This is a genomic window from Pseudomonas sp. SDO5591_S426 (genome assembly GCF_054070755.1).
This window is the reverse complement of record NZ_JBSVXD010000086.1, coordinates 1-24,905: the sequence shown is the minus strand read 5'-3', so window position 1 is coordinate 24,905 and position 24,905 is coordinate 1. Positions and strand designations below refer to the sequence as shown.

General features: G+C 58.6%; 25 protein-coding genes. 13 read left to right on the top strand and 12 right to left on the bottom strand.

The genetic code is table 11. The features are described 5' to 3' along the window. Positions 1–53 precede the first annotated feature (53 nt). The 6 genes from ACW9JC_RS17500 to ACW9JC_RS17475 all read right to left on the bottom strand — a co-directional run bounded on the left by ACW9JC_RS17500 (position 54) and on the right by ACW9JC_RS17475 (position 3,159). Positions 54–392 (bottom strand): HopJ type III effector protein, encoded by a 339-nt coding sequence (locus tag ACW9JC_RS17500; protein ID WP_401313704.1) that lies wholly within the window; start codon positions 390–392, stop codon positions 54–56. Beyond that, positions 385–681 carry a DUF1244 domain-containing protein gene (locus tag ACW9JC_RS17495; protein ID WP_095129425.1) on the bottom strand — a complete coding sequence of 99 codons (297 nt, stop codon included), beginning with the start codon at positions 679–681 and terminating at the stop codon, positions 385–387. The genes ACW9JC_RS17500 and ACW9JC_RS17495 overlap by 8 nt, the downstream gene beginning before the upstream one ends. A gap of 67 nt (positions 682–748) precedes the next feature. Continuing rightward, complete coding sequence (gene folX / locus ACW9JC_RS17490) at positions 749–1,120, bottom strand: dihydroneopterin triphosphate 2'-epimerase (protein WP_027924563.1); 372 nt, start codon at positions 1,118–1,120, stop codon at positions 749–751. A 2-nt stretch (positions 1,121–1,122) separates the two neighbouring features. Then, the gene (folE, locus tag ACW9JC_RS17485) at positions 1,123–1,698 is read right to left on the bottom strand and encodes a GTP cyclohydrolase I FolE (RefSeq protein ID WP_338584762.1); all 576 of its coding nucleotides are present in this window, start codon (positions 1,696–1,698) and stop codon (positions 1,123–1,125) included. A 20-nt stretch (positions 1,699–1,718) separates the two neighbouring features. Then, a complete protein-coding gene (gene folM, locus ACW9JC_RS17480) occupies positions 1,719–2,429 on the bottom strand; it encodes a dihydromonapterin reductase (protein ID WP_457456401.1) in 711 nt (236 codons plus the stop codon). Between the two features lie 160 nt (positions 2,430–2,589). Next, positions 2,590–3,159: an antibiotic biosynthesis monooxygenase gene (locus ACW9JC_RS17475; protein WP_448106351.1), complete on the bottom strand. Its 570-nt coding sequence runs from the start codon at positions 3,157–3,159 to the stop codon at positions 2,590–2,592. Positions 3,160–3,369: 210 nt separating this feature from the next. Between ACW9JC_RS17475 and ACW9JC_RS17470 the strand changes: the two genes are divergently transcribed. After that, positions 3,370–4,329: a MerR family transcriptional regulator gene (locus ACW9JC_RS17470; RefSeq protein ID WP_457456399.1), complete on the top strand. Its 960-nt coding sequence runs from the start codon at positions 3,370–3,372 to the stop codon at positions 4,327–4,329. Between the two features lie 2 nt (positions 4,330–4,331). Here ACW9JC_RS17470 and ACW9JC_RS17465 read toward each other — a convergent pair whose 3' ends face one another. Both ACW9JC_RS17465 and ACW9JC_RS17460 read right to left on the bottom strand, forming a co-directional pair. Further along, positions 4,332–4,937, bottom strand: coding sequence for a hypothetical protein (locus tag ACW9JC_RS17465; protein ID WP_338584768.1), 606 nt, complete (start codon positions 4,935–4,937; stop codon positions 4,332–4,334). A 54-nt stretch (positions 4,938–4,991) separates the two neighbouring features. Next, the gene (locus tag ACW9JC_RS17460) at positions 4,992–5,468 is read right to left on the bottom strand and encodes a PAS domain-containing protein (protein WP_338584770.1); all 477 of its coding nucleotides are present in this window, start codon (positions 5,466–5,468) and stop codon (positions 4,992–4,994) included. 102 nt (positions 5,469–5,570) lie between these two features. Here ACW9JC_RS17460 and ACW9JC_RS17455 point away from each other — a divergent pair, with 102 nt between their 5' ends. The 4 genes from ACW9JC_RS17455 to ACW9JC_RS17440 all read left to right on the top strand — a co-directional run bounded on the left by ACW9JC_RS17455 (position 5,571) and on the right by ACW9JC_RS17440 (position 8,981). After that, positions 5,571–6,026, top strand: coding sequence for a flavodoxin (locus ACW9JC_RS17455; protein WP_457456396.1), 456 nt, complete (start codon positions 5,571–5,573; stop codon positions 6,024–6,026). A 233-nt stretch (positions 6,027–6,259) separates the two neighbouring features. Further along, a complete protein-coding gene (locus tag ACW9JC_RS17450) occupies positions 6,260–7,042 on the top strand; it encodes a class II aldolase/adducin family protein (protein ID WP_457456394.1) in 783 nt (260 codons plus the stop codon). Next, positions 7,042–7,944: an alpha/beta fold hydrolase gene (locus tag ACW9JC_RS17445; protein WP_457456392.1), complete on the top strand. Its 903-nt coding sequence runs from the start codon at positions 7,042–7,044 to the stop codon at positions 7,942–7,944. The genes ACW9JC_RS17450 and ACW9JC_RS17445 overlap by 1 nt, the downstream gene beginning before the upstream one ends. Before the next feature lie 125 nt (positions 7,945–8,069). Next, a complete protein-coding gene (locus ACW9JC_RS17440; RefSeq protein ID WP_457456390.1) occupies positions 8,070–8,981 on the top strand; it encodes an SDR family oxidoreductase in 912 nt (303 codons plus the stop codon). A gap of 37 nt (positions 8,982–9,018) precedes the next feature. Here ACW9JC_RS17440 and ACW9JC_RS17435 read toward each other — a convergent pair whose 3' ends face one another. Next, positions 9,019–9,279, bottom strand: coding sequence for a bacteriocin immunity protein (locus ACW9JC_RS17435; RefSeq protein ID WP_338584776.1), 261 nt, complete (start codon positions 9,277–9,279; stop codon positions 9,019–9,021). Position 9,280: 1 nt separating this feature from the next. After that, positions 9,281–11,392 carry an S-type pyocin domain-containing protein gene (locus ACW9JC_RS17430; protein ID WP_457456387.1) on the bottom strand — a complete coding sequence of 704 codons (2,112 nt, stop codon included), beginning with the start codon at positions 11,390–11,392 and terminating at the stop codon, positions 9,281–9,283. Between the two features lie 726 nt (positions 11,393–12,118). On the opposite strand from ACW9JC_RS17430, the gene ACW9JC_RS17425 reads away from it, so the two are divergent. The 4 genes from ACW9JC_RS17425 to ACW9JC_RS17410 all read left to right on the top strand — a co-directional run bounded on the left by ACW9JC_RS17425 (position 12,119) and on the right by ACW9JC_RS17410 (position 18,482). Next, positions 12,119–13,912, top strand: a complete 1,794-nt coding sequence (locus ACW9JC_RS17425; RefSeq protein ID WP_457456385.1) for a DUF1302 domain-containing protein — start codon at positions 12,119–12,121, stop codon at positions 13,910–13,912. A 23-nt stretch (positions 13,913–13,935) separates the two neighbouring features. Beyond that, positions 13,936–15,306, top strand: a complete 1,371-nt coding sequence (locus ACW9JC_RS17420) for a DUF1329 domain-containing protein (RefSeq protein ID WP_457456383.1) — start codon at positions 13,936–13,938, stop codon at positions 15,304–15,306. A 140-nt stretch (positions 15,307–15,446) separates the two neighbouring features. Beyond that, entirely contained in the window at positions 15,447–17,993 is a 2,547-nt protein-coding gene (locus ACW9JC_RS17415; protein ID WP_457456381.1) for a LuxR C-terminal-related transcriptional regulator, read from the top strand. Between the two features lie 132 nt (positions 17,994–18,125). Beyond that, positions 18,126–18,482 (top strand): hypothetical protein, encoded by a 357-nt coding sequence (locus ACW9JC_RS17410; protein WP_457456379.1) that lies wholly within the window; start codon positions 18,126–18,128, stop codon positions 18,480–18,482. A 111-nt stretch (positions 18,483–18,593) separates the two neighbouring features. On the opposite strand, the gene ACW9JC_RS17405 is transcribed toward ACW9JC_RS17410, so the two are convergent. Further along, a complete protein-coding gene (locus ACW9JC_RS17405) occupies positions 18,594–19,391 on the bottom strand; it encodes an IclR family transcriptional regulator (RefSeq protein ID WP_457456377.1) in 798 nt (265 codons plus the stop codon). A gap of 165 nt (positions 19,392–19,556) precedes the next feature. Between ACW9JC_RS17405 and hmgA the strand changes: the two genes are divergently transcribed. Genes hmgA through maiA form a run of 3 tightly spaced genes read left to right on the top strand, consistent with a single transcriptional unit; the run spans position 19,557 to position 22,817 of the window. Beyond that, entirely contained in the window at positions 19,557–20,861 is a 1,305-nt protein-coding gene (gene hmgA / locus ACW9JC_RS17400; protein ID WP_457456375.1) for a homogentisate 1,2-dioxygenase, read from the top strand. Positions 20,862–20,864: 3 nt separating this feature from the next. Next, positions 20,865–22,169 carry a fumarylacetoacetase gene (gene fahA / locus ACW9JC_RS17395; RefSeq protein WP_457456373.1) on the top strand — a complete coding sequence of 435 codons (1,305 nt, stop codon included), beginning with the start codon at positions 20,865–20,867 and terminating at the stop codon, positions 22,167–22,169. A gap of 12 nt (positions 22,170–22,181) precedes the next feature. Continuing rightward, positions 22,182–22,817, top strand: a complete 636-nt coding sequence (gene maiA / locus ACW9JC_RS17390; protein ID WP_457456372.1) for a maleylacetoacetate isomerase — start codon at positions 22,182–22,184, stop codon at positions 22,815–22,817. A gap of 23 nt (positions 22,818–22,840) precedes the next feature. Here maiA and ACW9JC_RS17385 read toward each other — a convergent pair whose 3' ends face one another. Further along, on the bottom strand, positions 22,841–23,644 hold the full coding sequence (locus tag ACW9JC_RS17385; protein ID WP_457456370.1) for a SirB1 family protein: 804 nt from the start codon (positions 23,642–23,644) through the stop codon (positions 22,841–22,843). A gap of 182 nt (positions 23,645–23,826) precedes the next feature. Between ACW9JC_RS17385 and ACW9JC_RS17380 the strand changes: the two genes are divergently transcribed. Further along, the gene (locus ACW9JC_RS17380) at positions 23,827–24,846 is read left to right on the top strand and encodes a Glu/Leu/Phe/Val dehydrogenase dimerization domain-containing protein (protein ID WP_457456368.1); all 1,020 of its coding nucleotides are present in this window, start codon (positions 23,827–23,829) and stop codon (positions 24,844–24,846) included. Positions 24,847–24,905 lie beyond the last annotated feature (59 nt).

Genomic DNA, 24,905 nt, shown 5'->3' with positions numbered 1-24,905 from the left:
TACAGGGGCATGCGATCAATGTAGGAGCTGCCGAAGGCTGCGATCTTTTGCAATCAGCGGCGCGTCAGCGGCTGTTGAGTGAACTTCACACCCGCCAGGCCATGGGCGATCAACGCACGGATATTGCCGTGATCGCTGCCTTCCGGCGTCGCCAGCACGGAGCGGTAATGCTCGCCGAACGCCAAAAGCGCTTCTTCATCGCTCAGGCCTTCCAGCAAGGCCAGACCCAGGGTCTTGCACGAACCTTCGTTCTGCCCGGCAGCGTTTTCCACGCCGCCATTGTTGAAGGCCTGGGGCTGATAGTCGTAGCCGGCGGCGATGAAGGCCAGGGTGTCGGCGAAGGCATGTTCGCCGCTCTTGAGGCTGGCGCGCAGGGTGTTCAAATCACTCATTGGGTTTTCCTTTGGCGAACGCCGCTTGCTGTTCGGCGTTGGCTTCTTGCTGATATTGGGCTTTCCACTCGGCGTATGGCATGCCGTAAACCACTTCGCGGGCGTCGTCGAGGCTGACCTCGATCTGGCGCTCGTCGGCAGCGGCCTTGTACCACTTGGACAGGCAGTTGCGGCAGAAACCCGAGAGGTTCATCAGGTCGATGTTCTGCACATCCTTGCGGCTGTCCAGGTGCGCGACGAGCCGGCGGAAGGCGGCGGCTTCGAGTTCCAGGCGTTGTTGGTCGTTCATGGCGGGCTCTGTGTGACTCAATCGTGCGCGGATGATAAGAGTCTGACGGGCAATGCGCCAGACACGCTCAGCGGCTCGCCGCCAGCGTAATCGACACCGACTCGGCAAATCGCAGGGCATGAGGCTTGTCGACTTCGACCTCGGCGTACAGCACCGACGTGTTGGCCATGACCAGATCGAGAATTTCCTGGGTCAGGCGTTCGAGCAGGGCAAAGCGGTTGCCTTCGACGTGAGCGATGATCGCCTTGGTGATGGTCCGGTAGTTCAGCGCGTGATCGATATCGTTGTCACGCACCGCTTCCTGGGCCGCATAGAGGATGGTCAGGTTGATCAACACATCCTGCTTGTTGAGGATTTCATCCTCGTTGATACCGATGTAGGTGCGCAGGCACAGGTCCTTGACCCGGATGCGTGCCATGCCTGGTTGAAGTTGTGGCATTACTACTTGCTCCGTCCAATCAATTGCAGGAACTCCTGACGGGTGTTGCTCGACTCGCGGAAGGCGCCGAGCATCACCGAGGTGTTCATGGTCGAATTCTGTTTCTCGACGCCGCGCATCATCATGCACATGTGCCTGGCTTCGATGACCACCGCGACACCCGCCGCGCCGGTGACTTGCTGCACCGCCTCGGCGATTTGCCGGGTGAGGTTTTCCTGGATTTGCAGGCGACGGGCGAACATGTCCACCAGCCGCGCAATCTTCGACAGGCCCAGCACCTTGCCCGTTGGAATATAAGCCACATGCGCCTTGCCGATGAAGGGCAGCATGTGATGTTCGCAAAGCGAATAGAGCTCGATGTTGTCGACGATCACCATTTCATCGTTGTCGGAGGCGAACAGCGCGCCGTTGACGATCTCTTCGACACTTTGCTCGTAGCCATGACAAAGGTACTGCATGGCCTTGGCCGCACGCACCGGGGTGTCTCGCAGGCCTTCGCGATCGGGGTTTTCACCGAGGCCGATGAGGATCTCGCGATAGCTCTGGGACAGGGCGTTCTGGTGCAGGGATTGCGTCATGGAAGATCCTCGCGGGACACTTATTTGATGTGCCTTCCGCCGTTGACGGTCAGGGTCGTGCCGGTGACATAAGGGTTGTCGAGCAAATAGCGCAGGCTGTGATAGATCACTTCGCTGCCGGGTTCGATGCCCAGCGCGGATTTGGCCAATGCCTTGGCGCGATAGGCTGCGTCGTCGTCAGGATTGAACAGTAGCAGGGCCGGGGCGATCGCGTTGACCTTGATGGTTGGCGCGTATTTGGCGGCGAAAGACAGGGTCAGGCTGTCGAGCCCGGCTTTGCTGGCGCAATAACCGATGTGTTTGCTGCTGCCCTTGCGGGTCACGTCATCGCTGATGTGCACGATGTCGGCGGGACTTGAGCGTTGCAGCAAGTCGGCGCAATGCAGGTTGATCAGGTAGGGTGCGAGCATGTGCACGCTGAACATGCGGGTGAACGCTTCGGCATCGGTGTCCGGGGTTTCGGCCAGCCATTCGGAAGCGTTATGGACGATTGCCCGCAGGCTGTCGGTATGGGTATTCAGTTCGCTGATGAAGGCGAAAATACCGGCTTCGCTGGAGAAGTCCGCAAACACCGCCGTCGCCCCCAGATCTCGCAGGGTTTGCACGCCGGGGCGTTCGCTGCGGTAGCTGAAGATCACGCGATGGCCGTCTTCGAGCAGGCGCTTCGCACAATGCAGGCCGACACGCTGGCCGGCACCGGTGATGAGGATGGGGGCTGCGGAAGAAGTCATGAACGGCTCACGTCGCGGTAAGAGCAAAACTATACCAGCGACGTAAAGCGAACACCTCTATCCCGTAGGAGCAATGCTTGCTCGCGATGAACGATGACGCGGTCGTTGCGCAGAACCGCGGCGCCCCAATCGCGGGCAAGCCTTGCTCCTACAGGGTTGATCACTGGTTTTGGGTGGTGGGCTCGGCAGGCAAGCGCCGCGTCGGCGCCGTGTTCAGCCAGTTGGCCAGCAATCGGGTCGACAGTGGAATAAAGAAATAGACCATCAATGGCGTCAGGCACAAAGTGCTGATCAGTACCCGGCTCAGCAGGCCCATTTCGCCGAGCAATGGGCCCAGGGCGAAGTTGAACAGCAGGGACACCGGGAAAAACGCCAGCCAGATCGCCACGGCCTGTTTCCAGCGTGGGGGGCGTTGTCCTGCGGCGCCGAACCAGCCTTCGATGCCGCTGACCCGATGTTCCGTGGGGTGGGCAAACAGATCGCTGCCGCGTGCCAGCCAGGCAGTACGCGAGGCGGAGTGCTCCCAGGCGTGCAGGGTGTGCTCGTCGGCGAAGCGGAAAATAATCTGGAATTCATCATCGTCGGGTGGCGGTGCCAGCACGCCTGAACCGAGATAACCGGGAAAATCCGTGGCCAGTTGTTCGCCTTCGCGCAACCAGGCGATCAGGTCCTGATAACGCCCATTGGCGACACGGCGCGCAACCATCAGCGTGACGGGGGAGGTAGACATCATGTATCTCCGTAAACAAACGCGTCGCTCCGGGTAGGAGCTTCGCCAGGCGCAGCACCGGGGTGGTGGGCTGCGCCTTGGGACAAGCAAGGATTATTCCTGATTCCAGCAGCGACGTCTGCGGCCTTCGAAACGACCAATGTCTTGAATCATGATGGGGCAGGCGAGTTAGAATGGGATCCAACTCACACATGGATGTAGCCCTCCCAGATGCCTGTCCTCACTGACGTTGCTCCTGGTGTGTCGCGTACGCGCTCTCTTGACCAAGAGGAGCTCTTTCCCATTCGCGAAGTGGCGCGTCTGACGGGCGTCAACCCGGTCACGCTTCGCGCATGGGAGCGCCGCTATGGGCTCATCGTGCCAACGCGCACCGAAAGCGGGCATCGCCTGTATTCGATGACCGATATTGAACGCGTGCGCAGCATTCTCGACTGGATCGAACGCGGCGTGGCGGTCAGCAAGATCGGCAAGATATTGGCCAAGGCCGCACCGCTTGAGGCCCTGTCCCACATCATTCCAGACAACCTCGTGCAAGCCGACTATGCGCAATGGCAGCAGCAGGTCCAGGCAGCGGTGAGTGCGTTTGACGATGTGGCGCTGGAACAGGTCTACGGGCAGATTTTTTCAAGTTACTCCCAGCCGGTCGTGTTCCAGGACATCCTGATCCCGCTCTGGAAGCAGATGCTGCAACGCCAGGAGTCTTTCGGCGGGACGAGCGAGTGGTTGTTCTTCGATGGTTTTCTGCGATCAAGGGTACTGCAGCGCTTGCTGTTGATCCGTGACAAGCAACCACGGCGCGTGATCGTCAGCGCCCTGGCAGGTCAGTGCCGGGAGCTTGAGTTGCTGATTGCCGCCCTGTTCCTGAGCAGCGGGCAAACCGGTGTACGCGTGTTTACCATCGGCCAGCCGTTCGACGAATTGACGCTGATCTGCGAAAGGATCAAGCCCCAGGCGCTGGTGCTGTTTTCCAATCACGTCCCTTCACCTGAACTTCCACGGCGTTTGAATCGCCTGGCGATGAGCCTGGATTGTCCGGTGTTATTGGCGGGTGATGCGTCGGATCTGGCCGAGGAAAGCCTGGCTGGATCATCGATCGGGTGCTTGGGGAATGAGGGCGAAGTGATGCGCCAGCGACTCAAGCAGTTCCTGGCGGGCAACCTCGATACTTGATGTCAGAGATGCAGGGAGGGGTGGGTCAGCCGATGCTGTTGCAGGATGTACTGACGCAGGCGTTCGGTTTCGTCCTTGTCGTCCTGGCTCAACTGATAGGCGTAGAAGCCTTGCTCGGTTTCTTTCTCGAACGTGCCGCGCAACGCAATTCGCTCATAACCTGACGGGCTGAACCACAGCGCGAAATGCTTCGGCGCTTTGGTCTTGTTGCGAACTTCCAGCAAAACACCCTTGAACGACACTTCATGCACCCACATCGTGCCGGGCTGGCCCTTGGCGTTTTCCAGGGCAACCGGTTCGTCGAGCACCAGTCGCCATGGCCGGACCAGAGGCCCATCTTCATAGATGCTGGGAACGCCAAGACGCAAATGCAACGCGTGAAACTCATCTTCCACCAAGTGCAGCGGGAAGGTCATTTGCTGGTTTTCGAAGTTGGCTTGAATGGTGACTTGCTCATGGGCGGCGAGGCGCGTGAGCAAATCACGGATTTGCGAACCACCGTTGACGAGCAGACTCGACGTCGCATCCCGCACATTAAGCTGCGGGTTATGTTGCATGGTCTGGATGAAATCCAGCTCATCCTGGGTCAGGAGCGCGTCGCGTTGCATGGCAGACTCGAAAGATATAGTTACAAAGTCATTGGTGATTGTAGTTAATGACAATTAATTCGCTGATTTGTTTGCACCGTTCGTCGCCTTGAGTGCAGCAAGCTCAGCCTGAACTTCAGCCAGTTGCGCCTCAAGCTGCACCACCCGCTGCTGCGCCTTGACCTGGACAGTCACGTCTTTCTGCACGCCGATGAAATAAACCTGGCCGTCGCTTGGGTTTTTTACCGTCGAAAGGGACAGCTCATTCCAGAAGGGCGTGCCGTCCTTGCGGTAGTTACGCAGGATTTCCCGGCACGATCCTTCGCTGTTCAACGCGTCGCGAATTTTCGGCAGGACGTCTTGATCGCGATCGCCCGATTGCAGGAAACGGCAATCCTGATAGAGGATTTCTTCGCTGGTGTAACCGGTCAGGCGTTCGAATGCGGGGTTTACGTAAATCAGGATCTTGTCCTGCTCGCCTTCCTTTTCGGCAATCACGATGCCGTCGTTGGAGGCGTTGATGGCCAGTTGCAGCAGTTTTGCGTTGATCATCGGTGAAACCCTTCCTTGTTGGTTGTCTCGGGCATTCTAAAAGAACAATCAGGAGTGTGCTGTTAATATCCCGGTCCTTTACTCAGGTTCAGGATCAGATTGATGAAAGTCGCCATCATTTCCGGCTCGGTGTACGGCACGGCTGAAGAAGTCGCCCGGCATGCCGCCAGCATTTTGAAGGAAGCCGGTTTCGAAACTTTGCACAACCCGCGTGCAAGCCTCGCCGATATCCAGGCCTTCGGTCCCGAAGCCTTTCTGGCAGTAACCTCGACCACGGGCATGGGCGAGTTGCCGGATAATCTGCAGCCACTGTATTTCTCGATTCGCGACCAGTTACCTGCTGCCTGGCGTGGCTTGCCGGGTGCGGTGATCGCGCTGGGTGATGCGAGCTATGGCGATACGTTCTGCGGTGGCGGCGAGTTGATGCATGAGTTGTTCGATGAGCTGGGCATCCGCGAAGTGCTGCCGATGCTGCGTCTGGACGCCAGCGAAAGCGTGAACCCGGAAGGCGATGCCGAGCCTTGGTTGGCCGAACTGGTCGGCGCTCTGCGCGGCTGATCGATTTGCCTGGAGCACCCGCAACGGGGCTCGTCATGGTTCTGACGGGGCGGCTGAATACGCGCCCCGTGCCTTCTCTGGCGGCGGCCATTTGACACGGATCCAAACTTCCTTGCCCGCTGACTCGTTCGGTCATCAAGCTGGCTGCCAATGCAACTACGCGAACCCGGAGGGCTGACTAGACTCGGTAGTCATTGGAAACACTCCATAATAAAAACCAGAGGTTCCTAGCCGTGAGCGTAGCCCCCGTCCAATCGCCCCAGAGTGTCAAAGACCTGGTCAGCCCCGCCGAATGGCAGGCCCGCGTCGACCTCGCCGCCTGTTATCGCCTGGTGGCCCAGCATGGCTGGGATGATCTGATTTTTACCCACATCTCCGCCAAAGTTCCGGGCACTGAAGACTTCCTGATCAATCCGTTCGGCATGATGTTCCATGAGATCACCGCGTCGAGCCTGGTCAAGGTCGATCAGGCCGGCAACAAGCTGATGGACAGCCCTTACGAGATCAATCCGGCCGGTTACACCATTCACAGCGCAGTGCATGAAGTCCGTCACGATGTCGTCTGCGTGCTGCACACCCACACCGCATCCGGCGTCGCGGTGTCGGCGCAGAAACAAGGGATTTTGCCGATCAGCCAGCAGTCGTTGTTCGTCCTCTCCAGCCTGGCGTATCACGCTTACGAAGGTGTTGCGCTCAACCACGAAGAGAAAGCGCGACTGCAAGCCGACCTCGGCGAGAACAATTTCCTGATGCTGCACAACCACGGTCTGCTGACCTGCGGCAGCAGCATTGCCGACACGTTCCTGATGATGTTCACCTTCCAGCGCGCCTGCGATATCCAGGTCATGGCGCAGACCGGCAGCGCCGAACTGATCGCCATCGAACCGCAGATTCTGGCGGGAGCCAAGGCGATGATCGCCGGTGTCACAAAAAGTGCTCAAGGCATGGGCGGAGCGCTGGCGTGGCCGGCGTTGCTGCGCAAACTCGATAAACAAGACCCGGGATACAAACTCTGATGGCACTCGCCGAGATTCCCCTGTCGGTCTGGCGCAAACGCAGCCAGACATTCGTCTTCCGCGGCCAGTCCATTCGTTATTGGGCGGCGGGGCAGGGTGAACCGCTGCTGCTCATTCATGGCTTTCCCAGCGCCAGTTGGGACTGGCATTACCTGTGGCAGCCGCTGGCTCAGCGCTATCGCGTAATCGCCTGCGACATGCTCGGTTTCGGCGACTCGGCCAAACCGGTGAACCACGACTACAGCTTGCTCAAGCAGGCTGATCTGCAACAGGCGCTGTTGGCTTACCTGGGTGTCGAACAACCGCTGCATTTGCTGGCCCACGATTATGGCGACAGCGTGGCTCAGGAACTCTTGGCCCGGCATTACGAATCACAGATCAATCTCGCCAGCTGTGTGTTCCTCAACGGCGGCCTGTTTCCCGAAACCCATCGTCCGGTGTTGATGCAAAAACTGCTGCTCAGTCCCTTGGGCTGGATGATCGGCCGCGCGTTCAGCCGTGATGGACTGGTGAAGAGTTTCCGCCAGATCTTCGGTCCACAGACCCGTCCCAGTGAAAGCCAGATGGATGACTTCTGGAGCCTGATCGAAAGCAATCACGGCCCACGGATCATGCACAAACTCATCACCTACATTCCCGAGCGGCGCACACAGCGCGAGCGTTGGGTCAGCGCGATGCAGCGCGGTGAAGTGCCGCTGCGGGTGATCGATGGCGAAGTCGACCCGATCTCCGGCGCACACATGGTCGCGCGCTACCGGGAGCTGATTCCCAACCCGGACGCGGTCCTGCTAAGCGACATCGGGCATTACCCGCAGATCGAGGCGCCGTGCCAGGTGCTCAAGCATTACCTGGCGTTTCGCGATCAGCTGCTGACGCCGCCGCTCAAGGTGGCCTGTTCCTGAGGGCTGGGGCTCATCATCCCCCAGCCTTATCGCACACCATTCAGCCTCCCCCCTGTTCATTGTGACCCGCAGCGCCGTGCCTGAAACTCCAAGGCAATGTCCCTGGCCTGCTGGAGTTTCCCCACATGAACGAGTCTGTGCGCTTCGAAGATAAAGTCGTGATCATCACCGGTGCAGGTGGCGGCCTGGGACGGGCGCACGCACTGCTGTTCGCCAAACAGGGCGCGAAAGTGCTGGTCAACGACCTCGGTGGCTCGGCTCAAGGCGAAGGCGCAAACGCTTCGGCAGCGGATCGCGTGGTCGCGGAAATTCGCGAGGCCGGCGGCACTGCCGTGGCCAACCACGACTCGGTCACCGACGGCGACAAACTGGTCCAGCACGCCCTCGACGCCTTCGGCCGCGTCGACGTGGTGGTCAACAACGCCGGGATTCTGCGTGACAAGACCTTCCACAAAATGGACGACGCCGACTGGGACCTGGTTTACCGCGTCCACGTCGAAGGCGCCTACAAAGTCACCCGCGCCGCCTGGCCGCAGATGCGCGAGCAAAACTATGGCCGGGTGATCTTCACCGCCTCCACCTCGGGCATCTACGGCAACTTCGGCCAGTCCAACTACGGCATGGCCAAACTCGGCCTCTACGGCCTGACCCGCACCCTGGCCATCGAAGGCCGCAAGAACAACATCCTGGTCAACGCCATCGCCCCCACCGGCGGCACCCGCATGACCGAAGGCCTGATCCCGCCGCAAGTCTTCGAACAACTCAAACCGGAACTGGTCAGCCCGCTGGTGGTGTACCTGGCCAGCGAAAACTGCCAGGAAACCTCCGGCCTGTTCGAAGTCGGTGGCGGTTGGATGGGCAAGGTGCGTTGGGAACGCAGCCTCGGCGCCGGGTTCGATCCACGGGTGGGGTTCTCCCCGGAAGATGTGGCGGCGCATTGGCAACAGATCTGCGACTTCGAAGGCGCGGCGCATCCGAAGGACAATATTGAGGCGTTGAAGGAGATGATGGGGAATTTGCAAAGGTATGCGATTTAATAATAATGGAGCAGGTATGGATACCTGCTCCATTATTTTATTTTTCTTCTTTGAAACCTGGTTTTCCGTTGGAAGCCCGCCAAGCGGACACTTTTATAATGATGGCTTCGGGTGTTGAATCTTCATCTGAGTCAGCGTAGTAAATTAAGTCAGACCCGTCTGGGTGCTCCGTCAGCTCTTCAAATAAAAGTACTGCATCTATTTGTTCTTTTTCAGTCGCAAACTTCGATTCGCAGATTGTAGTAAGGAATTCAAGAAATTCGCTCTCGGTATAGTTGGAGATGTTGGAATTACTCATGTTACTTTCCTCCTTTGTGTAGCTCGGAGTGTCGTTTTGGAGTGACAACTCGAATGTTGTCGATGTCGTAGACCTCACCGCCTTTAGAAATGTGATTCACATGATGCATCTCAAACTTTACTTGTCCACCCACTCTATCGTTTTTACGTGAAAAAGGGGCCCTTCCGTGTTTCATTTCCTCGATGTTGTTGGCGCTAAATTGTTTGGATAATTCAGGGTCGTTAGCAGCAGCTTTCCAGAGTGCCTCTCTAAATGCTCTAAAATTCGGAAAGTCTCGTCCTCTGAGTTTATCCGCAATTTGATTGGGGATCACCGCACCATCACCTTGCGAGGCTGGTCCCAACCAAATGCCCGATATTCGTTCCCCATACCCGCTGGCAACACCGGGCTCACCCCGCCGATCCCGGAACATCGTGAAGGTCGGAGGAATTCCCGATTCCGCCGGAAAAACAGTAATGAAGCCACCAAAGCTGTAAAGGTCCAGCTCCGGAAATGAATCAGTCCTCCCTTCAAGGGCTGTTAGGGTAGTGCCGTCATAAACGGCAGTGTTCGGCGCGCTTGCCGGGAAGTAGGTTGACGCGTTGCTGGGCCTGACTATCGGCGTCCATGTCATGCCGATCGACGGGGCGTCTGGATTGTAAGCGGTGTAAAGGTTGAGGTTTGGATCGTATGTGGCGAGCCGAACAGGGACTTTGCCCGACACCGAAATGCCATTGGTGGCAGCGACGAAGAATTCCGTTGTAGTACCCACAGATTTGGAGCCGATGGCGACTGGCAGTTCGATTTCTCCATTGGCCTCAGCAATGGCATTTAAATCATGGAACTCACCAAGTGTGAGATCCGAAAGTGGGATGCTCAAAGCGTGGAGATTATCGGGCTCGTATTCCTCAAACGAGAGGGACCAGGCATGCATATCGTCGGGCACCAGATCCCGAAGTGGGACGTTCAATTGACGGCTTTCGCCGTCACCCAATGGCGAGGGAAACAGCAGTGCCGCGAATCCGACAAGGACCACGCTCGCTGATGTCGCCGCTGCGGTCATCACAGCGGTTGCTCCGGTTTGCAGGGAAGTTCTGATGGCCAAAGTCGTGGCTGTATTGGTTGCGAGGCGCCCCGTTGCCAAAGTGAACACCGGACCACTTGCCGCCGCCGCGCCCGATATGGCAAACGGGCCTTGAACGGAATTCGACGATTCCATTGCCTCACGAAGCGCTTGTTCTTCTGCTTGCCGTTCATTTTCGAGGCGCAGTTGTTCAGCTTGTCGTTGAACCTCTGCCTCGGCTTCGAGGCGAGCCTGTTCAGCCGCGAAGTACTGAGCGGCGGCCTCCGCGGCAATCCGGGCTTGTTCGGCGGCCACTCGCTCGGCGTCTGCCAATGCGGCTAATCGCGCCTGCTCTTGAGCATGTACCAGCGCTTCAGCTTCCGCCCTGATACGTGCCTGCTCAACGGCAATACGTTGTGCTGCCTGTTCAGTTGCCAATCGCGCCTGTTCAGCAGCTTGCATGACACTGAAGGTGTGTTGAAGGCTGATGGTTCGCTGTTGGAGCGACTGCAAGGTTTGATTCAGCAGTCTGGCATCGATTGCGGCTCTGAGTGATTGATTCAGGGCCTGCATGGCGATGCCGTTCGGTCCCGGCCAATACTCCCTTTTGGTGGCTTTCAACATGAAATCGTGAATATTCCAGTTGAAAGGATCTCCCCCATGAAAGGCATTCGCCATCGCAGTTTTGCTATGGAGTTCGGCGGTTTTTCGTTGGTGAAGAGTATTTAGCACTCTTAGTTCACGGACTTCTGACGGCAATGGCGCAACTGGATCATTAGGGCCCTCTGATCTTACCGCAGCCAGATCCGCCTCTAGGGATTGTGATAGTTGGCTACTCCTGACTTGATAGACTTGTTCCAGTTCGTTGATTGTCCGTACGATCGTTGCCCGATTTTGAACGAAGCTTTCTGCTCGATTAATTCCAAATGGACCATTTCTAAGATGACTTGATCCTTTAGGTGGGATAATGATGTTGTCAGGCGCAACGTCTCTTATATCGATATAGCCATCAATTTCCAGGTAGCCGGGTCTTGATGAATTGGGGCGTGGTGGTCCAGGTAGCTTCTGCATATTCATATCCTTGTGAATTTGCACGCTGTTTGAGAGTTAAGCTTTGCTATTGTGCTTTCGTGCTATTTAAAGTTACCGCGAAAATGGTAGAGGTGGGTCTGAGAGCTTTGTGATCTTTTGCGTGAGAATTTGAAGGGTATTTCGCTAAGGCGGGGATAAAGCCGATATTGTCCTCAGCGCAAAAAGATATTTCTTATGCAGTTACAGGAAGTGTCTTGTAGGACTTGCTTTAAACATCAAGTGAAACAGACTGAAGCTAAAAACATCGCCCATAAAAAAGGCCGCTGCAAACGCAGCGGCCAAAGCAAGACGTTGGATCCAGGAGCTACAAATCAACGTCGGTGTGCACGGGGCGATGAGTCGAAACGCTTCAACTCACCTGAAATCTGTTGCGAATGGCAAAGGTTGGATCACCTGTCGTCGCTTCGCGCTTTCCGGCTGTTTTCCGTGGAAGCCCGGCAAGAATAAGTCTTTGCCGGCAAAGGAAAAACAGCAAATGCGGACATGCACCGTTACCGCCTGCGTAACAGTCGTGTGTGCCCCAGCGTAGCCCATGATTTCGACTTATGCCGCCACATCCAGTGAATCTATATGCCCCGTGCAATCGCCCGTGCCATAGGGCCAGTCATCCTTTAGAGGTACACCACGAATACCTCCTTGGTGCGCTTATCGCCCCAGGCATGCGGCAGTAGGGTGAGGCCTTCTGTCACTCAACGGGGAAGACGCATGACAAAAACAACAATGCGCGCCATCTTCACACCGCAGGCGCTGGCCGCTGCGGTTGCCTTGGGCTGCTGTGCCCAGGCGCAGGCTGTTTCATTCAACATCGGGGAAATCGAAGGGACGTTCGACTCTTCGCTGTCGGTCGGCGCGAGCTGGGGCATGCGCGATGCGGATGACTCACTGGTGGGTATCCCTAATGGTGGTAGCGGGCAAGCTTCGACCGGCGACGACGGGCGGCAGAATTTCAAGAAAGGCGAAACCTTTTCGAAGATCTTCAAAGGTATCCACGACCTCGAATTGAAGTACGGCGATACCGGTATGTTCGTGCGCGGCAAGTACTGGTACGACTTTGAGCTCAAGGACGAAGACCGGCCGTTCAAGCCGATCAGTGATCACAATCGCAAAGAGGGTTCCAAGTCGTCCGGTGGGCAAATCCTCGATGGGTTCGTCTATCACAACTATTCCATCGCCGATCTGCCGGGCACGGTGCGTGCGGGTAAACAGGTGGTCAGTTGGGGCGAAAGTACCTTCATCGGCAACTCGATCAACAGCATCAACCCGGTCGACGTTTCCGCTTTCCGCCGGCCTGGCGCCGAGATCAAGGAAGGGCTGATTCCGGTCAACATGTTGTTCGCTTCTCAAGGCCTGACGGACAAGTTGACGGTGGAAGGGTTCTATCAGCTGGAGTGGGATCAGACCGTCGTCGACAACTGCGGCACCTTCTTCGGGGTCGATGTGGTGGCGGACGGTTGCGACAAGGGTTACACCGTCGCCAGCCCGGCCATTGCCCCGTTGCAGCCGGTAGCCGCTGCATTTGGCCAAGGTTTCGAGGTGACCAAGGAGGGTGTGGTCGTTCCCCGTGGCGGCGACCGTGATGCCCGCGATTCCGGGCAGTGGGGCACGGCGCTGCGCTGGCTCGGTGACGACACCGAGTACGGCCTGTATTTCATGAACTACCACAGTCGCACACCGAACGTCGGCACGACAACCGCCGGCCTTGCGACGCTGGCGACCATTCCGCGCATCGTGACCACGGCCAACGGCATTGCCCCTGGCAGTGGTTCGGGGCTGGCGCAAAGCGTGATGCTCGGTCGCGGCCAGTATTACCTCGAATACCCTGAAGACATTCGCCTGTACGGCGCGAGTTTCGCCACCACGTTGTCCACCGGTACGGCTTGGTCTGGCGAGATCAGCTATCGGCCGAATCTGCCGGTGCAGGTCAACACCAACGACCTGACCCTGGCGATGCTCAATCCCATCGCCGGTGGCACGGCATCGCCCATCGCCACCTCGCCCGGCGCCGACAACAAAGGCTATCGGCGCAAGGAAGTGACGCAGGTGCAGAGCACCCTGACGCACTTCATCGACCAGATTGCCGGTGCAGATCGCCTGACCCTGGTGGGCGAAGCGGCGGTGGTGCATGTCGGTGGCCTGGAATCCCGTAGCAACCTGCGCTACGGCCGCGACTCGGTGTACGGCCAGTATGGTTTCGGTGGTGACACCGACGGTTTCGTGACCTCGACCTCGTGGGGTTATCGGGCGCGGGCGATCCTCGATTACAACAACGTGATCGCCGGGATCAACTTCAAACCCAACCTGTCCTGGTCCCACGACGTCGCCGGTTACGGCCCCAACGGGTTGTTCAACGAGGGCGCCAAGGCCGTCAGCCTCGGCGTCGATGCGGACTACCGCAACACCTACACCGCAAGCCTCAGTTACACCGATTTCTTCGGCGGTGACTACAACGTGCTCGAAGACCGCGACTTCGTGGCGTTGAGCTTTGGCGTGAACTTCTGATCTGGCTGAAAAGGATGAATTCAATGCGCAAGATGATTCTGCAATTGGGCACCGCCCTGGCCTTGAGCGTGCTGGCCGTGAATGTGATGGCAGCGGTGTCACCGGAAGAAGCGAACAAGCTCGGCACCACGCTCACTCCGCTGGGAGGCGAGAAGGCCGGCAATGCCGATGGCTCGATTCCGCCGTGGACCGGTGGCATTCCGAAAAACGCCGGCGCGGTGGACAGCAAGGGTTTCCTTGCCGATCCGTTCGCCAATGAAAAACCGCTGTTCACCATCACCGCGGCAACGGTCGACAAGTACAAGGACAAGTTGTCCGACGGGCAGATCGCGATGTTCAAGCGCTATCCCGAAACCTACAAGATTCCGGTCTATCCAAGTCATCGCACGGCAGCTCTGCCGCCGGAAGTTTATGAGGCGGCCAAGCGCAGTGCGCTTAACGTAACGCCGACCAACGATGGTAACGGCCTGGCCAATTTCACCGGCAATCGCTATTACGCCTTCCCGATTCCGAAGAACGGCGTCGAGGTGATCTGGAACCACATCACCCGTTATCACGGCGGCAATTTGCGTCGCACCATTACCCAGGCAACACCACAATCCAACGGTGACTTCACCGTTATCCGCTTCAAGGACGAAGTGGCCGTGCCGTCGCTGCTGGGGGATTTGAAACCGGGCAGCGATGACAACGTGCTCAACTATTTCAAACAGGAAGTGACCGCGCCGGCGCGGTTGGCGGGCAACGTGCTGCTGGTTCACGAAACCCTCGATCAGGTCCAGGAACCTCGCAAGGCGTGGATCTACAACGCCGGACAGCGACGCGTGCGACGTGCACCGCAAGTGGCGTATGACGGCGTGGGCACCTCGTCCGATGGATTGCGCACCACCGACAACTTCGACATGTTTTCCGGCGCCCCGGACCGCTACGACTGGAAGCTGATCGGCAAGAAGGAAATGTACATTCCGTACAACAGCTACAAACTCGACTCGCCTGACCTGAAATACACCGATGTGATCAAGGCCGGTCATATCAATCAGGACCTGACCCGCTATGAATTGCACCGGGTCTGGGAAGTGGTGGCTACGGTCAAGCCTAATGAGCGTCACGTGTACGCCAAGCGCCACATGTACATCGACGAAGACACCTGGCAGGTGGCGCTGGCCGATCACTATGACGGTCGCGGTCAGCTCTGGCGGGTGGCCGAAGGGCATGCGCAGTTCTACTACGATCATCAGGTGCCGGCCTATACCGTCGAAGCGCTGTATGACCTGATTGCCGGTCGCTACATCGCCCTCGGGATGAAGAATGAGGAGAAACGCAGCTTCGAATTCAACATCGCGGCAAAAGCCGGGGACTACACGCCAGCGGCACTGCGGAGTACGGGGGTGAGGTAATCGTCCTACAGGCTCCTACACAAAAAGGTGACTTCGCGGTCACCTTTTTTATGGCTGCAAATCAGTCTGCTGAATACTTCTTCAACAAGCGCTCGGGAGGGGGCTAGGGTGGCGCCACAACTATAACAAGGCGCATCACTATGACTGCCATGACGACGTGTCTGGACCGTCCTGGACTTCTGCCTCGCTTGTCTTCCCATCATCAGCCCCGCGAGCGACTGGTCGAGCCTTTACTGGCCTCGACGGCGCGGGTGAAATTGCTCTGTGCACCGCCCGGCAGCGGCAAGAGTGCGCTGCTCACCGAGTGCCTGTTGCGTGCGCCAGCGCATTGTCGGGTGTATTGGCTGCCGCTGGCGGGTGATCCGTTGAGTGCTGCCGATTTGTTGCAGCGGTTGGCGCAGGTGCTGGGGCTTGGATCAAAGGACGAGCCTGCCTTGCTGGATTACCTGGCCCGGTTGCAGACACCGACCTGGCTGTTTATCGATGACTACTGTCGCGTTGCCAATCCTGAGCTCGACCGTTTACTGGACCGTTTACTGGCTGTCAGAAGCCCGGTGTTGAATTGGTGGCTGAGCTCGCGTCGACGACCCTCCTGCAACTGGCCCCGCCTGTTGCTCGATGATGAATTGTACGAGTACGACGGGCAGGCCCTGACGTTTACCGAGCATGACGTCGAGCAGATGCTCGGCCATGTCGAGCCGTCGCGCGTGACAAGCATCGCCAGACGAGTCATTCGGCGTAGCGGCGGTTGGTGTGCCGGTGTGCGCATTGCCTTGCTCGACGGCTGCCAGTGGGCTGCCGGACAGGACAAGCAGGAACGTTCGGCGACGTTGCTCGATTACTTGCAACATGAACTGTTCAACACCTTGCCGCCCGAACTGGTGGAAACCTGGCAGGTGCTCGCCCATTTACCGCGATTCAATGCCAGCCTGTGCGAGCATCTGTTCGGCGCCGGTGAAGGCGCAAAAGGGTTGCAGACTTTACAGGACATGGGCTGTTTCATCGAACCGTGGGAAGACTCGGTCGACTGGCTGCGCGTCTACGTGCCCCTGGCCCGTGCGATGCGTGACGAACAGGGGTCGGCCGGTCGTTCCTGGCATCGCCGCGCGTGCCAATGGTTCTGCGCCGAGGAAGACTGGCAGGGAGCATTCGAACAGGCGCTGCTGGCCGAAGAGTTCGAAGCCGCGGTGAGTTTGTTGCAACACTTCAGTTTTGAGCATCTGTTCCGCCGCGAGAATGTGCGCCTGCTGTTGAACCTGCACGAGCGCCAGGGCCAGGAGTTGACCCTCGGGTCGCCACAGTTGGTCGGGCTGATCACGGCGGCGTTATTGTTTGCCGGGCGCTTCGATCAGGCGGCGGAGTGCATCGAGCAAATGGCGCGGTTCGCACCGCAGCCGACGGCATCGTTACAGCGGCAACTGCTGGCGCGGTGGCAGGCGCAGCAAGGCTGGCTGCTGCATTTACAGGGGCGCATGACGTCGGCGCGCGGGCACTTTGTCGAGGCGCTGGCCGAGCTGGGCGCGGACGCCTGGCCGGCGCGATTATTGTGCCTGTCCGGGTTGACCCAACAGGCGCTGCTCAATGCCGAGCTCGATGTCGCGCAGGCGCTCAACCGTGACGCATTGTGCCTGGCGCGTGCGCAAGGTTCGTTGCTGTTCGAAGGCTTGCTCGAACTGGATCACGCGCAATTGCTGGAGCAACGCGGCGCTCCCCGGCGTGCCGAAAGCCTGTTGGCCGATGTTCATGAGTTGTTGTCTCGACAGGCGGATCGTCCGACGCCACTGCTGGGGCGGATTGCTTTGCGGCGCGGGCGCTTGGCGCTTTGTCAGGGGCAAGACGAAGTGGCCAGTGAATTCTTCCACATCGGTCTTCAGGACTGCCTGCTCAGTCACGACAAGCGTGCGTTGTATGGCTTTCTCGGGCAGGCCCAGGTGGCGGCCAATCAACGCGATTACGCCCATGCGTTTGATCGCTTGCGCGATGCCGAGCGATTGATGCAACAGCGGCAGATTCCCGACACGGTGTATCGCGGAGTTCTGCTGCAGATCAGCAGCCACTTCTGGCTTCAGCAAGGTCGGCCGCAATTGGCCCATGAAGCGCTGACTCGCGTACTGCGCCATTACCGCGGGCCTCATGCCCGCCAGGCACCTCCGGCTACCGTGCAGCTGATCGCACGGATCGAGTACTTGCTGGTGCTCGCCGAAACCGATCTGCAACTGACGAAGCAGCCCTTGGAGCGGCTCAAGCTCTTGCTCGATCAAGCGCAACAGCATGGGCTGCTGGCGTTGGAAGCGGAACTGCAACTGGTCATCTGCGAAGTGGCGGACCTGACTGGTGAGCCTGACGTGGCGAGGTCGGCTTTGCAGGCTGGTCTCGCCTTGGTAAGGCGTTGCCAATTGCAACAGGCCTTTAACGAATTGCGCTTGCGTCAGCCGACGTTGCTCAGTCGTCTGGGAGTGAATGATGAAGAGCCTGCGTCGGCTCTGGACAGCAATCCATTGAGCGGACGTGAGTTGGAAGTGCTAAGCCAGATCGCCAAGGGTAACTCCAATCAACAGATTGCTGACCTGTTGTTCATATCGCTACATACCGTGAAAACCCATGCGCGACGTATCAACGGGAAGTTAGGTGTAGAGCGCAGGACCCAGGCGGTGGCGCGGGCGAAAGAACTTGGGTTGATAGTTTAGTTGCTTTTCAGTTTCCATGGTTTACGAATGAACACAAGTTTGTGATGTACTTCAGGTGGGCGGGTGTTTATAAGATTGACTTCGGCCTGGAGTGCTGAGTTGAACACCTACTTTATAGAAAGGATGCTATTGATGAGTAATGATTTACTGAAAGAAATTAGTGAGAAGCTTGCACAGATATACAATATTTTTGGCTACACGATTGATCCGGATAAAACCTATCTCACGTCTGTGGTAGTCAATGAACAGGGCAAGCAGGTGGTCGATTACTCCGAAAGCCTGAGCTGGGCGATTATGGAAAAAGTACAAGCGAACGAAATACCGGACTTCAAAGAAGATTTTGCAGGTGTTTTTTTCAAGCAGTGGACCTTTGATTCTGCTTATCGAATTGCTGGTTTGGATGTTATTGATGTAAATACCAGTGGCCGTATTGTAGTTGAGTCCTATCGGGATGAAAAGCGCGCATCGAAATCGACGGTTTCTGTGTGAGGTTGTCTTTCTGAAATTAAGTTTGTGCGTGCAATAAACATTGAAAACAGTTGTTATTAACTTATCCCGGCGCGTAGAAGCCGCTGGAATAAGTTAACGGTAAGCACGCTTTCAATGAGGTGCGGCAGGCTCATACCCCATCCGCCAGCTTACGGCCCGCGTCGCCGCCAGCAATCGCTGCGCCGCCGGGCCATTTTCATCGGCATGGAACAGCGATGTCGGGCCGACCACGGTCACCACCGCCACGACATTGCCCATCGCGTTCAATACCGGTGCCGACAAGGCATCCACGCCCGGCATCAGCAAGCCATGCACATGGTGCAGGCCGCGTGTACGGATCTGCTCGCACATTTCGGCGTAGGCCTGATCGTCTGCCAGTACGTGAGTGGCATGGCCCTGCAACTCCTGTTCACGCAGGTCCCCGGTCTCGCGCTTTGGCAAATAGGCGCCAAATACCAGTCCCGTCGAGGAACTGAGCAGCGGCAACACCGAGCCCAATTGCGTGACCACCGTCACCGCACGCACCGCCGGTTCGATGCGCACCACCGTCGCACCCTGATTGCCCCACACCGCCAAAAAGCAGGTTTCGTTCAAGTCGTCGCGTAACTCGGCCAAGGGCAGGGCGGCGACTTTCATCACGTCCATACTGTTGAGTGCTGCCAGGCCTACGCGCAAGGCTTCACGGCCGAGGCCGTAATGGTTGGTCGCGGCGTTCTGTTCGGCAAAACCACTGGCGATCAGGGCCTGCAAGTAACGGTGAACCTTGCTCGCCGGCATCTGCACGTGTTCAGCCAGGCGCGAGAGTGATGTCGAGGGCGACAACTCGGCCAACGCCTTGAGGATGTCGGTACCCACCTCGGCGGAGCGGACTTTCTGTTTACCGTTGCTGTCGCTGGTGGGCTTTTCCATGGTGGCGCTGGGATCCGGGGATGAATGGGCGTCTTTATAGCTTGACGGTCAATACCAATCAAATTACGTTATGCGTAATCGAATTACGATAAAAATAACCCCGGTGTGCCACAAGCTCTGCAACAGAGCGATCGGCGACCGCCGACTCCCTGTTCAGGAGGCTCCATGAACCTCGATTCAACGACGCCAGCGCTGGCTTATCAGGCAGGCTTCGGCAACGAATTCAGCAGCGAAGCGTTGCCCGGCGCACTCCCGGTCGGCCAGAACGCGCCGCAAAAAGCCCCTTACGGCCTCTACACCGAACTGTTCTCCGGCACCGCATTCACCATGGCCCGCAGCGAAGCGCGACGGACGTGGATGTATCGCATCCAGCCGTCGGCCAATCATCCGGCGTTCGTCAAACTCGATCGGCAACTGGCTGGCGGACCATTGGGTGAAGTAACCCCCAATCGCCTGCGCTGGAATGCTCTGGAGCTTCCCGCCGAACCGACCGATTTCCTCGATGGCCTGGTGAGCATGGCGGCCAATTCCGGCGCCGATAAACCGGCCGGTATCAGCATCTACAACTATCTTGCCAACCGCTCCATGGAGCGGGTGTTCTTCAATGCCGACGGCGAAATGCTGCTGGTGCCGCAACAGGGTCGCCTGCGCATCGCTACAGAACTCGGTGTACTGGAAGTGGCGCCGCTGGAAATTGCCGTACTGCCACGGGGTTTGAAATTCCGCGTCGAGCTACTCGATCCACAAGCCCGCGGGTACATCGCAGAGAACCATGGTGCGCCGCTGCGCCTGCCGGATCTGGGGCCGATCGGCAGCAACGGCCTGGCCAATCCGCGTGACTTCCTGACCCCGGTCGCGGCTTACGAAAACCTTCAACAACCCACTACGTTGGTGCAAAAATTCCTCGGCCAGTTGTGGGGTTGCGAACTCGATCATTCGCCGCTGAACGTGGTCGCCTGGCACGGCAACAATGTGCCGTACAAATATGACCTGCGCCGCTTCAACACCATCGGCACCGTCAGCTTCGATCACCCGGACCCGTCGATCTTCACCGTGCTGACCTCGCCGACCAGTGTTCACGGTCTGGCCAACCTCGACTTCGTGATCTTCCCGCCACGCTGGATGGTGGCCGAGAACACCTTCCGTCCACCATGGTTCCACCGCAACCTGATGAACGAATTCATGGGCCTGATCCAGGGCGAATACGACGCCAAGGCCGAAGGTTTCGTGCCGGGTGGTGCGTCGTTGCACAGCTGCATGAGCGCCCACGGCCCGGATGGTGAAACCTGCACCAAAGCGATCAACGCTGACCTCAAGCCGACGAAAATCGACAACACCATGGCCTTCATGTTCGAGACCAGCCAAGTGCTGCGTCCGAGCCGTTTCGCCCTTGATTGCCCGCAACTGCAAACCACTTACGATGCTTGCTGGGCCACGCTGCCCGCCACTTTCGACCCGACCCGGAGATAACCCATGACGCAGACTTCAATCACTCGCAGCTGGGTCGCTTCCGCCAACGGCCATGCGGATTTCCCGCTGCAAAACCTGCCGCTGGGCGTGTTCAGCGTGAAGGGTTCGGCGCCACGCAGCGGCGTGGCCATCGGCGAACATATTTTCGATCTGCAGGCTGCGCTCGATGCCGGCCTGTTCGACGGTGCGGCGAAGGCAGCGGTCGAAGCCACCCGTGGCGGTCAGCTCAATGCGTTCTTCGAACTGGGTCGTGAAGCGCGCGTGGCACTGCGCGAACGCCTGCTGGAACTGTTCGCCGAAGGCAGCACCCTGCACGGCAAGATCGAAGCCCAGGGCGCAAAACTGTTGCCGCTGGCAGCAGATTGCGAGATGCACCTGCCGGCGAAAATCAACGATTACACCGACTTCTACGTCGGCATCGAGCACGCGCAAAACGTCGGCAAATTGTTCCGCCCGGACAACCCGTTGCTACCGAACTACAAGTACGTGCCAATTGGTTATCACGGTCGCGCTTCGACCATTCGCCCGTCCGGCACCGACGTGCGTCGTCCGAAAGGCCAGACGCTGCCGGCCGGTCAGACCGAGCCGACCTTTGGTCCATGCGCGCGCCTGGATTACGAACTGGAACTGGGCATCTGGATCGGTCAGGGCAACGACATGGGCGACTCCATCGCCATCGGTGACGCCGCTGATCACATCGCCGGTTTCTGCCTGCTCAATGACTGGTCGGCGCGGGACATCCAGGCCTGGGAATACCAGCCGCTGGGGCCGTTCCTGTCGAAGAGTTTCATCACCAGCATTTCGCCATGGGTTGTCACGGCCGAAGCGCTGGAACCGTTCCGTCGTGCCCAGCCTGCACGCCCTGAAGGCGATCCGCAGCCACTGCCGTACCTGTTCGACAAACGCGATCAGGCGGCTGGCGGCTTCGACATCGAACTGGAAGTGCTGCTGCTCACCGAAGCCATGCGCGAACAGAACCTGCCGGCCCATCGCCTGACCCTGAGCAATTCAAAACACATGTACTGGACCGTGGCGCAAATGGTCGCGCACCACAGCGTCAACGGCTGCCAGTTGCAGGCCGGTGACCTGTTCGGTTCGGGGACTTTGTCGGGACCGGAAAACGGTCAGTTTGGCAGCCTGCTGGAAATCACCGAGGGTGGTAAAAAGCCGATCGAGCTGGCCTCGGGCGAAGTGCGCAAGTTCCTTGAGGACGGCGATGAAATCATTCTGCGTGGTCGTTGCAGTCGCGAAGGTTTCGCCTCCATCGGTTTCGGCGAATGCCGCGGCAAAGTGCTGCCGGCGCGCTAAGGGGAACGGGTCATGGAGCTCTATACCTACTACCGTTCCACTTCGTCTTACCGGGTGCGCATCGCGTTGGCACTCAAGGGGCTGGACTACCAGGCGCTGCCGATCAACCTGATCGCACCGCCCGGTGGCGAGCACCGCCAGCCGCCGTATCTGGCCATCAACCCGCAAGGTCGCGTGCCGGCCTTGCGCACCGATGGCGGTGAGTTGCTGGTCCAGTCACCGGCAATCATTGAGTACCTGGAGGAGCGTTATCCACAGGTGCCGCTGCTGTCCAAAGACTTCGCTGCCCGCGCCCATGAGCGCGGCGTGGCGGCGTTGATCGGTTGCGATGTGCATCCGTTGCACAACGTCAGCGTACTCAACCGGCTGCGGCAGGTGGGGCATGACGAAACGCAGGTGGTCGAGTGGATCGGCCACTGGATCAGCCAGGGGTTGGCGGCTGTGGAGCAGTTGATCGGCGATGAGGGTTATTGCTTTGGCGCGCAACCGGGGATGGCGGATGTGTATCTGATTCCGCAGTTGTACGCCGCCGAGCGCTTCAACATTTCCCTTGAGGCGTATCCACGGATTCGTCGAGTGGCGGAGTTGGCGATTGCGCATCCGGCGTTCATCAAGGCGCATCCGGCGAATCAGCCGGACACTCCTTGAATCAGAGGCACGATCTTTTACTTTTAATGGACGATGGAATTGGGCGGCAAATGCCCCAGCCGCTCGGTCAACCGAATCCTCTGGATCGGATCATCACTGAGCAGCAGGGCATGCTCCAGGTCGAAACGCTCGGCATTGGGGCAGTCCAGCCGTTGGTAGAGGCTGGCTCGGGCCAGGTAGTCGGCGGCGGTGCCGTTGCCCAGTTCCAGCACGCGTTCGGCGTCCACCAGCGCACCGATGTAATCTTCGTTGGAAAGGTGCAACTGGCGCAGATTGCGCGACAGGCGTTGCAGCATTTGCACGGGCTCGGCGGTGACCAGGTGTTCGGCGCTGAGCTTCAGGTTAGGGCCGTATTGGCGATGCAGCAGTTCCCGGCAATCGTTGGGGTACAGGCGACGGCCGCCGCACGGATCAAGCAGGTGATCGGCGCCCGGCACGCGCAGAAGAAAATGCCCCGGGAAATTGACCCCGACCAAGGGGATCTCCAAAACTCTGGCCAGTTCCAACGCAATCAGTCCCAGAGCCAGTGGTTGCCCACGTCGGCGTTCCAGCACCTTGCTGAGCAGCGCCGCTTGCGGACGCAAGGGCGAGGAATCGTCCTGAGCAAATCCCAGGTCATTCATGCGCCGTAGCAACGGTTGCGCCAGTTCGCTGACCGGCAACATCGGCAGGCTGCCACTGATCCGCTGTTGCAGTGTCTTGAAGTTTGCCAGCAGATCCTCGAAGTTCACCTCGCTGTCATGTTCGGCCGAAATCCATAGCGCCGCCTCGAACAGCGCGGGCGGTGAACGTTGCAGGCAGGCGAAAAACAATTGGCGCGGGGTCATCGAAATCTCCGGGCAATGCCTCGTTTTAGCCTCGTCTGCGCCATTCGTCCAGTGCCGCAACGGGTAGCCTCGGGTTATTTCCGAATGCCTGAATGGCCGCTTCGCTTATTCCGGTGCGCTTCTGCAATTTTTGAGCGCAAGCCTATACTGGCGACTACAAGAAGTGATTAGGGAGCCTTACGATGTTCGCTCTCATGCAAAGCACTCGCCTTGAATCGCTGCATCTGAGCGTTGACCCGGTCACCGGGTTGAAGGCGGTGATTGCCATTCATAACAGTCGCCTGGGGCCTGCCTTGGGTGGTTGTCGTTACCTTGCCTATCCCAGCGACGAGTCTGCGGTCGAGGATGCGGCGCGCCTGGCCCAAGGCATGAGCTACAAGGCCGCGTTGGCCGGTCTGGCCCAGGGCGGTGGGGTGGCGGTGATTATCCGCCCGATCCATGTGGCAAACCGTGCCGCGCTGTTCGAGGCCTTCGGGCGCTGCATCAATCAGCTCGACGGCCGCTACATCACCGCGATCGACAGCGGCACTTCGGTGGCGGACATGGATTGCATCGCCCAACAGACCCAGCACGTCACCAGCACCACTTCGGCGGGCGACCCCGCGCCGCACGCAGCGATGGGCGTGTTCACCGGTATTCGTGCAACGGCCATGGCTCGCCTGGGCAGCGATAATCTCGAAGGCTTACGCGTGGCCATCCAGGGTTTGGGTAATGTTGGATTTGCGCTGGCAGAGCAGTTGCACGCCGCTGGCGCCGAGCTGTTGGTCAGCGATATCGACCACGGCAAGGTGCAACTGGCCATGGAGCAACTCGGCGCTCATCCGATTGCCAACGATGCATTGCTCAGCACCCCTTGCGACATTCTTGCGCCTTGCGGACTGGGCGGCGTGCTCAATAGCCATAGCGTGACGCAATTGCGCTGCTCGGCGGTGGCGGGCTCGGCGAACAACCAACTGACCCATCTGGATGTGGCCGATCAACTGGAGCGACGAGGCATCCTGTATGCGCCGGATTACGTGATCAATGCCGGCGGGCTGATCTACGTTTCGCTCAAGCATCGTGGCGAAGAGCTGCCGACCATTACCGCGCATTTGTCGAAGATCAGTTCTCGACTCACTGAGGTTTTCGCCCACGCGCAGGCGGAAAAGCGTTCTCCGGCGCGTGTGGCCGATGAATTGGCGGAGAAGGTGTTGTATCGATAGATAGATCAAAAGATCGCAGCCTTCGGCAGCTCCTACAGGATGTACGCAATTCCCCTGTA

Excerpts from the sequence above, each read along its gene's own strand:
- ACW9JC_RS17500 (WP_401313704.1), bottom strand. The coding sequence starts at position 392 with ATGAGTGATTTGAACACCCTGCGCGCCAGCCTCAAGAGCGGCGAACAT.
- hmgA (WP_457456375.1), top strand. The coding sequence starts at position 19,557 with ATGAACCTCGATTCAACGACGCCAGCGCTGGCTTATCAGGCAGGCTTC.
- ACW9JC_RS17425 (WP_457456385.1), top strand. The coding sequence starts at position 12,119 with ATGACAAAAACAACAATGCGCGCCATCTTCACACCGCAGGCGCTGGCC.
- maiA (WP_457456372.1), top strand. The coding sequence starts at position 22,182 with ATGGAGCTCTATACCTACTACCGTTCCACTTCGTCTTACCGGGTGCGC.
- ACW9JC_RS17455 (WP_457456396.1), top strand. The coding sequence starts at position 5,571 with ATGAAAGTCGCCATCATTTCCGGCTCGGTGTACGGCACGGCTGAAGAA.
- ACW9JC_RS17435 (WP_338584776.1), bottom strand. The coding sequence starts at position 9,279 with ATGAGTAATTCCAACATCTCCAACTATACCGAGAGCGAATTTCTTGAA.
- folM (WP_457456401.1), bottom strand. The coding sequence starts at position 2,429 with ATGACTTCTTCCGCAGCCCCCATCCTCATCACCGGTGCCGGCCAGCGT.
- ACW9JC_RS17495 (WP_095129425.1), bottom strand. The coding sequence starts at position 681 with ATGAACGACCAACAACGCCTGGAACTCGAAGCCGCCGCCTTCCGCCGG.
- ACW9JC_RS17465 (WP_338584768.1), bottom strand. The coding sequence starts at position 4,937 with ATGCAACGCGACGCGCTCCTGACCCAGGATGAGCTGGATTTCATCCAG.
- folX (WP_027924563.1), bottom strand. The coding sequence starts at position 1,120 with ATGCCACAACTTCAACCAGGCATGGCACGCATCCGGGTCAAGGACCTG.
- ACW9JC_RS17405 (WP_457456377.1), bottom strand. The coding sequence starts at position 19,391 with ATGGAAAAGCCCACCAGCGACAGCAACGGTAAACAGAAAGTCCGCTCC.
- ACW9JC_RS17385 (WP_457456370.1), bottom strand. The coding sequence starts at position 23,644 with ATGACCCCGCGCCAATTGTTTTTCGCCTGCCTGCAACGTTCACCGCCC.
- ACW9JC_RS17380 (WP_457456368.1), top strand. The coding sequence starts at position 23,827 with ATGTTCGCTCTCATGCAAAGCACTCGCCTTGAATCGCTGCATCTGAGC.
- ACW9JC_RS17440 (WP_457456390.1), top strand. The coding sequence starts at position 8,070 with ATGAACGAGTCTGTGCGCTTCGAAGATAAAGTCGTGATCATCACCGGT.
- fahA (WP_457456373.1), top strand. The coding sequence starts at position 20,865 with ATGACGCAGACTTCAATCACTCGCAGCTGGGTCGCTTCCGCCAACGGC.
- folE (WP_338584762.1), bottom strand. The coding sequence starts at position 1,698 with ATGACGCAATCCCTGCACCAGAACGCCCTGTCCCAGAGCTATCGCGAG.
- ACW9JC_RS17470 (WP_457456399.1), top strand. The coding sequence starts at position 3,370 with ATGCCTGTCCTCACTGACGTTGCTCCTGGTGTGTCGCGTACGCGCTCT.
- ACW9JC_RS17460 (WP_338584770.1), bottom strand. The coding sequence starts at position 5,468 with ATGATCAACGCAAAACTGCTGCAACTGGCCATCAACGCCTCCAACGAC.
- ACW9JC_RS17445 (WP_457456392.1), top strand. The coding sequence starts at position 7,042 with ATGGCACTCGCCGAGATTCCCCTGTCGGTCTGGCGCAAACGCAGCCAG.
- ACW9JC_RS17420 (WP_457456383.1), top strand. The coding sequence starts at position 13,936 with ATGCGCAAGATGATTCTGCAATTGGGCACCGCCCTGGCCTTGAGCGTG.
- ACW9JC_RS17415 (WP_457456381.1), top strand. The coding sequence starts at position 15,447 with ATGACTGCCATGACGACGTGTCTGGACCGTCCTGGACTTCTGCCTCGC.
- ACW9JC_RS17410 (WP_457456379.1), top strand. The coding sequence starts at position 18,126 with ATGAGTAATGATTTACTGAAAGAAATTAGTGAGAAGCTTGCACAGATA.
- ACW9JC_RS17475 (WP_448106351.1), bottom strand. The coding sequence starts at position 3,159 with ATGTCTACCTCCCCCGTCACGCTGATGGTTGCGCGCCGTGTCGCCAAT.
- ACW9JC_RS17430 (WP_457456387.1), bottom strand. The coding sequence starts at position 11,392 with ATGCAGAAGCTACCTGGACCACCACGCCCCAATTCATCAAGACCCGGC.